Here is a 5,707-nt window from a genome sequence, read left to right as displayed (position 1 = left end):
ATGATCTTCGCTGCCGTGCAAGGCAATCGCCTCCATCATCGGCTGCAGTGATTCGGGCAGCAGCGACCAATCCGCATCCAGCGCTACGCCGCGCAGATAGCCGTAGCACCAATCTTCCACCACGGTGAATTCCTGGCCTTCCATCTCTTGCGTGCCAAACAGCGGATCAAACTGCTCCGGGAATTCGGCAAGGCGTTCGGCGATGTCGTTAAGATGCTGGAACGTCAGCGTCATAAAACGATCCATCTCGCGCTCATTCGACCATTTTGGGATGTGCTTTTTGCCACCCCACATCGCCACCAGCCATTCGCTCGGTTCGATGTCGTTCGGGCCGGAGAGTAGCGCCGTCAGCATGCCGTCCAGCTCAGCGGTGTCCACCACCGAATGTTCGTTGCCGTATTTCTCCAGCATATCTTCAAGCCAGTTCAGCTCTTTTTCGGTTAACGGACCCTGGTTCATACGGCATCTCCTGCTTTCATTGATGGGCAATGCCCAAAGTTAATTGGCGGCGATTATAGCGGGAAGCGGGCGCGATTTATCGCTTTTTGCATATCGATTGCTGAACCTCTCCTAAAAATGATTCGCCATAACTTATCGCGCAACAGTATTGGCTGCTTTTGTCGACAAATGGCAGCGTAAAGGCAGAATTTTTCTGCATAAAGGATGCAAATTATGGCCAGCACATTGCCGGTACTGGATTTAGCCCTGCTGGAACTGCCGGATGCGGAACAGGCGCAATACCTCACCGAACTGCGCGAAACCGCGCGGGACGTCGGCTTCTTCTATCTGGTGAATCATGGCATCAATCCACAGTTATTGCAGAACGTGCAAAGCATCACGCGCGCGTTCTTTGCCTTGCCGGATGAAGAGAAGCAGCGCGTTTCGATGATCCATTCACCGCATTTTCGCGGCTACAACCGCGCGGGCGTGGAATACACCCGTGAGCAGCGCGATCAGCGTGAGCAGTTTGATATCGGTGCAGAACGCGCCGCGCTGACGTTGCAGCCAGACGATCCAGCATGGAAGCAGCTGCAAGGGCCCAATTTATGGCCGCAGGCGCTGCCGCAGCTGCGTCCGGTGATCCTCGCGTGGCAGCAGGCAATGACCGACGTGGCGCTGCGTTTACTGCGCGCCTTCGCCAAATCCCTGTCGCTGCCGCCGGACGCTTTCGATGCGCTATACGGCACGCACCCCAACGAACATGTGAAGCTGATTCGCTATCCGGGTCAGGATGCCGCTGCCAGCCAGCAAGGCGTCGGCGCGCATAAGGATTCTGGTTTTCTGACTTTTCTGTTGCAGGACGATCAACCCGGATTGCAGGTTGAAGTCACGCCAGATCAGTGGATTGATGCGCTGCCGAAACCGGGCGCTTTTGTGGTGAACATTGGCGAACTGCTGGAGATCGCCACCAACGGTTATCTGCGCGCCACCGTGCATCGCGTGGTGTCGCCGCCGGCAAAACAACAGCGCATCTCCATCGCTTTCTTCCTCGGCGCGCAGCTCGACGCCGAAGTGCCGCTGTATCAGTTACCGCCGCAGCTGGCGGCAGAAGCGCGCGGACCGACCAGCGATCCCAGCAATCCGCTGCTGCGCGAAGTGGGCTGGAACTACCTCAAAGGGCGTTTGCGATCGCATCGCGACGTGGCGCAGCGTTATTACGCTGACACTCTCAATAGCGTTAAATCATAAGAAACTAAGGGAAGCAGATGAATAAAAAGGTGATAGCCGCGTTAGCGATGGTTTCGGTGTTCAGCAGTTACGCCTCGGCGGCCGCGCTGCGCGTGGCGGCAGATGCCGTACCGCACAGCGAAATCCTCAACCACATTAAACAGACCGATAAGAAGCTCGACATCAAGGTGATTGAACTCAACGGCAACCTCAACGCCAACGAACTGCTGGCGCGCGGTGACGTGGATGCCAACTACTTCCAGCATGTGCCTTATTTGCGCGATCAGGAAAAAGCGCTGGGCGAGAAATTTTCTGTGGTCGCCACCGTGCATATTGAGCCGCTTGGCATCTACTCGCACAAAGTGAAATCACTGAAAGATCTGCCTGATGGCGCGCAAGTGGCCGTGCCGAATAATGTCACCAATCTCAGCCGCGCACTTTATCTGTTGCAGGCCAATGGGTTGATCAAACTGAAGAGCAACAGCGCCAACACGCTGGTGACTTCCGCAGACATTACTGACAACCCGCACCATCTGAAGATTATCGAAGTGGAAGCGCCGCAGCTGCCGCGCGCGCTGGATGATGCGCAGCTGGCGATCATTAATGGCAACTACGCGTTGCAGGCCGGTTTAGTGCCGTCGAAGGATGCGCTGGCGCTGGAACAAGCGAAGGATAATCCGTATGCCAACGTGCTGGTCACCACGCCGAAACTGGCGCACGATCCGCGTATTCTGGAACTAGCGAAAGATCTGGAGTCAAAGCAAACCGCTGAATTTATCAACCAGCACTATAAAGGATCGGTTATTCCCGTTAATCAATAATCCCCGCCGCCACCTGGTTTTGGCAGGTGGCGCTGACTTTCTTCTGTGTTATATTTCGCCACCAACCCCCGTCGCACCCTTAATAAAAACACAAAAATTCGCTCAATCCATTGCCATGATTATCTTCGCCAGGAATAAACGGGTGCTGTGCCATCGTTTAATAACATGCATCATTCTGCTGGGCGTGAGCGTATTGCTCAGCGCCTGCGGCACCTTGTCGCAAACCTCCGCGCCAGTTAGCGATAAAGTATATCTTTCGCACGCGACCTTTAATGAAAACGTCGATGACATCGTGCGCCATTACATGCAGCAAAAGCAGGTTTCCGGCATCAGCATCGCCATCATCCATCAACGCAGCCAGCCTAAATTTTACAGTTTTGGCGTCACCGATGCGGTGCACCGTTATCCCATCACGCCAGATACCTTATTTGCGCTCGGCTCGCTGAGTAAAGGCATCACCGCTGAGGTGATTATTGAGCTAGTGGATCGCGGCGAACTGCACTGGAACGATACGCTCGCGACGCTGTTGCCGCCCAACGTGCCGCTGAGCGACGATGCCAAACGCATCACGCTGTTGCAACTGGTGACGCACACCTCGGGCTTGCCGCGTCAGGATATGGATTTGCCGATGTTCGTGAAATTTATGGGCTATCTGCGTAGCGGCGAGAACTTCTACGGCAACCTCGACAGCGACGCAGTGCTGGATTATCTGGCCGATTTTGACGCGCCCGCGCATCCCACCGCGCGCTATTCCAATCTCGGCTATGCGCTGTTGGGCTACATCCTCAAACATCGCTTCCATCAGGACATCGAAACGCTGGCGCAGCGCAATCTGTTCCAGCCGCTGGGCATGACCAGCAGCAGCTTCAAGCCGCAGAGTCTGCGCAGTTATCCGTGGCGTGCGCTCGGCCATGCGGGCGATCAACCTAAGCTGATTCCCCGTGGGCAAATTACGCCGGATTGGGCGTTTAACAACAATATGGTGGCGGCCGCCAGCCTCTACAGCAACGCGCGCGATTTGATTCGCTATCTGGATGCGCATCTGCATGACGGCGCAGGCGCTGCGCTCAACGCGGCGTTTGCGCAGGTTAATCACGGCTACGAGCAGCACGGCAATCAGTCACAAAATATTGCCTGGGTAACCGACAGTTACGGCGATCAGCAGATCACCTATCAGGTGGGTTATATCGGCGGCTACTCGAGTTTTATTGGCTTTGATAAGCAGAACGGCAATGCGATTGTGGTGCTGCAGAACGCGTTTAACTGGAGTAACTATCTGGGCATCGCGTTATTGATGGATCTGGCGCAGAAAGCGCACGACAAAAACTAACATGGTTGCTTGCAATTTTACTGCGCCAAAAAATGCCTGAGCTGAGGTATGCTGAGCAGCGAAATTTGACGCGCTAAGCGCGCCGGGGGAACCTTCTGCGTGCTTAACTTGTCAGTTAAATGGACAGTTAATAATTAACCAGAGTGGAAATCACCAATGCGCAGGACACACGTCAATCTTCTTTCTGCAGGAATTTTTCTGGGCGCTTTAAGCCTTGCTCCGGCCGCGCTGGCGGAAGGCGAGCAAACAGACGCCGTACCGATGCCGCCACAAGTGCAGCAAACCGCACCCGATGCCCAAACCCAGGCGCCAGCCGCAGACCCGCAAACGCAGGCTCCGGCAGCCGATGCGCCCGCCAGCAATGAACCGGCTGAATCCAGTGGCGATGTCGCGCCGATTCGTCCACCGCAAAGCGGCAATGCGACGGCTCCGAATAACTACGATCTGACTACTATCATCATCGACTACAAAGAGTACAAAGTGGGCGATGTGGTGCCAGATGAGTATCGTAAAAAGCAGTACACCATTGTTGAGTGGAAGCCACGTCATCTGCCAGCGCCGCAGCCAGGCACGCACTGGGCGTACATCAATGCCAACTACATCCTGATCACCGATGACAGCGGTAAGATCGTGATGGGCAAATCAGGCGAAATCTTCTTCCGCGGTTAATTCCCGCGTAGCAGACGCGCTAACTGCGCGACGCCCGCCGTAATCTGGCTGGTGCTGGTGTTACCGTAACCCAGCACCAGCCCTTGCTGCTTCTGCTCACCCGAATAAAATCCCGACAGCGCGCCCGGCGCGTAGCCGCTCTGGATCAGCCGATCCACCAACCTCATATCGTTTTGATCCGCTTCCAGTGATAACACCAGATGCATGCCGCATTCGCCGCCCAGCAACGGAACCTGTGCGCCAAACGTTTGCTGCAAAGCCTGCCGCAAACTCGTCTGGCGTTGACGGTACAGACGGCGCATTTTGCTCAGATGACGACTAAAATCACCGCTGCGTAAAAACAGCGCCAGCGCCTGCTGTTCAGGACGATTTCCGCCGCGCAGCAGTTCATGTAGCGCAGGGCGCAACGGCGCGACCAGCTGTGGCGGCAGCACCATAAAGCCGAGGCGCAGCGCCGGAAACAGCGTTTTGCTGAACGAGCCGACGTAGATCACCGGCGTTGGTTGCGTCATGCCCTGCATGGCGGCGATCGGCTCGCCGCTGTAGCGAAAATCGCTGTCGTAATCATCTTCAATAATCCACGTTTGCTGTTGCCGGGCGGCCGCCAGCAGCGCCAGACGACGCGGTGCGCTCATGATCACACCGGTGGGATATTGGTGCGTTGGCGTAGTGTAAATCAGGCGCGGCGCACGCTGCTGCCAGTCCTGCGGCTGCGGTGCCAGCCCTTGTGCATCAACCGCTATCGGTTCAATACGCATATCTCCCAGCCGCATCGCCGCTTTCGCCCCGCGATATCCCGGCTCCTCCACCCAACCAATGTCGCCTGGGCTGCTGAGCAGCGCCACGCACAGCGTTAATGCCTGCTGCGCGCCTTCGGTAATCACGATTTGCTCGGGCGTACAGCGCACGCCGCGCGCCAATGCCAGATGCTGCGCCAGCGCTTCGCGTAGCGTGCGTTCACCGAGCGGATCGCCGTAGCCCAGCAGTTGCTGCGGCTGATGCAGCATCACGCGGTTCAGCGCCCGCCGCCACTGAGCCAGCGGGAAATGTGCCAGCGAAGGAACGCCGGGGCGCAGCGCCATCTCCTGACTGAAGCTGCGATGGCTGGATCGCAGCTGAGCGATGCGCGGCGACAAGGTGATTTCGCTGCTGGTGTGCGGCTGATTTTCCTGCGGTAGCTGCGCCATATTGCTGATGCGACTGCCCTGGCGATCGCTCA

At 56.7% G+C, this 5,707-nt stretch carries 6 protein-coding genes; 4 read left to right on the top strand and 2 right to left on the bottom strand.

The window, feature by feature from the left end:
- Positions 1 to 459: UPF0149 family protein (locus tag RTY00_RS18445; RefSeq protein WP_312665400.1), on the bottom strand; the 459-nt coding region annotated here is incomplete at its 3' end.
- Between the two features lie 210 nt (positions 460 to 669).
- Between RTY00_RS18445 and RTY00_RS18440 the strand changes: the two genes are divergently transcribed.
- The 4 genes from RTY00_RS18440 (at position 670) to RTY00_RS18425 (ending at position 4,488) form a co-directional block, all read left to right on the top strand.
- Positions 670 to 1,689: an isopenicillin N synthase family oxygenase gene (locus tag RTY00_RS18440; protein WP_312665401.1), complete on the top strand. Its 1,020-nt coding sequence runs from the start codon at positions 670 to 672 to the stop codon at positions 1,687 to 1,689.
- A gap of 17 nt (positions 1,690 to 1,706) precedes the next feature.
- Positions 1,707 to 2,489: a MetQ/NlpA family ABC transporter substrate-binding protein gene (locus RTY00_RS18435; protein ID WP_312665399.1), complete on the top strand. Its 783-nt coding sequence runs from the start codon at positions 1,707 to 1,709 to the stop codon at positions 2,487 to 2,489.
- Between the two features lie 142 nt (positions 2,490 to 2,631).
- Positions 2,632 to 3,819: a serine hydrolase domain-containing protein gene (locus tag RTY00_RS18430; protein ID WP_312665398.1), complete on the top strand. Its 1,188-nt coding sequence runs from the start codon at positions 2,632 to 2,634 to the stop codon at positions 3,817 to 3,819.
- A 156-nt stretch (positions 3,820 to 3,975) separates the two neighbouring features.
- A complete protein-coding gene (locus RTY00_RS18425; protein ID WP_008107748.1) occupies positions 3,976 to 4,488 on the top strand; it encodes an RcnB family protein in 513 nt (170 codons plus the stop codon).
- Here RTY00_RS18425 and RTY00_RS18420 read toward each other — a convergent pair.
- Positions 4,485 to 5,707, bottom strand: a 1,223-nt coding sequence (locus RTY00_RS18420) for a PLP-dependent aminotransferase family protein (RefSeq protein WP_312665397.1), incomplete at its 5' end; no start/stop codon positions are given. The two genes, RTY00_RS18425 and RTY00_RS18420, sit on opposite strands and share 4 nt — an antisense overlap.

Source organism: Pantoea sp. CTOTU49201 (genome assembly GCF_032054795.1).
GTDB classification, from domain to species: Bacteria; Pseudomonadota; Gammaproteobacteria; order Enterobacterales; family Enterobacteriaceae; genus Pantoea; species Pantoea symbiotica.
The sequence above is the reverse complement of the archived record's forward strand: the minus strand, read 5'-3'. Positions and strand labels throughout refer to the sequence as shown.

Bases quoted from the DNA above. Each gene is read 5' to 3' on its own strand.
- RTY00_RS18425 (WP_008107748.1), top strand. From the start codon at position 3,976: ATGCGCAGGACACACGTCAATCTTCTTTCTGCAGGAATTTTTCTGGGC.
- RTY00_RS18435 (WP_312665399.1), top strand. From the start codon at position 1,707: ATGAATAAAAAGGTGATAGCCGCGTTAGCGATGGTTTCGGTGTTCAGC.